Consider the following 1,131-nt stretch of genomic DNA (forward strand, 5'->3'; position numbering starts at 1 on the left):
ATGAAATGTTTATGACTTAGTAGAAATCAAACTTAGGCATTGCTGGAGCGCCGTGTGAGGTGAAAGTCTCACGCACGGTGTGGAACGGGGGAAAGCCCAAAAGAGAATGGAATCATACCAGATTTTACACTTAGTAGGCTACCTATCGTTATCTTGAGTTTCTTCGGTCATACGGGGCTTAGATCCGATAAAGACAAGGCTTGCGGTTGTAGGTGATATTAAACGGTCGGGATCGGTTGTGTTAGCTGCCACACCTTTATTAAAGAAAGAAGGGATCAAAACAGGAAGTCGCCTCTTTGAAATTCCTAAAAGGAAAGATATCCATGTGGTGAATCCATCCATGGAGAGATACATCAAGGCTTCGAACTATATTTCTAGTTTGGTGTTACAGTATGTGGCTCCTGAGGATTTTCATGCGTATAGCATTGATGAGTTGTTCATTGATGCAACGGCTTCTTTACATTTATTCGCTCAAACACCAGAAGAGTTAGCTCATCGAATTATCAATGAGATTTATCGAAAGACCTTTCTTACAGCTACAGCAGGAATCGGTCCTAATCTTTTACTGGCTAAAGTCAGCTTAGATCATGAGGCAAAGAACAGCCCCACAGGGGTTGCTTACTGGCGATATGAGGATATTCCCTTTAAGTTGTGGTCAATTCATCCGATGAAGGATTTCTGGGGGATCTCGTCTGCTACGGAAAGACGCTTGAATCGTTTGGGCATTTACTCCATAAAAGAACTCGCTCTTTCTTCTGTAGAGATGTTACGTAAAGAATTTGGCATCTTGGGCGAAGAGTTGCACCAACATGCGCATGGGATTGATTATAGTCGTATTTCTGATGTGTACATTCCTAGCTCCCGTTCCTTTGGGAAAAGTCAGATTCTCTTTCGAGATTATACAAGTCGAAAAGAAGTTGAATTATTACTATTGGAGCTATTGGACGATGTTTGTTTTCGTTTACGCATGCATCAAGTGGTGGCTCAAACGATCCATTTATCCATTGGCTACAGCAAACAAACAGGTGGAGGCTTCTCAAGACAAAGGAAAATGGGGAGAGCTTCGAACTTAAGCCAAGATATCTTTCCGTATTGTTTAACCATTTTACATACTCATGATAGTGGCATGCC

1 protein-coding gene is annotated in these 1,131 nt (G+C 41.9%); it reads left to right on the forward strand.

The window, feature by feature from the left end; translation table 11 throughout:
• Positions 1-217: 217 nt before the first annotated feature.
• Positions 218-1,131 (forward strand): Y-family DNA polymerase (locus tag ACIP9C_RS23095; protein ID WP_483869678.1); only part of this gene is annotated, 914 nt, incomplete at its 3' end.

Source organism: Lysinibacillus sp. NPDC093210, assembly GCF_044753985.1.
Lineage (GTDB): Bacteria > Bacillota > Bacilli > Bacillales_A > Planococcaceae > Lysinibacillus.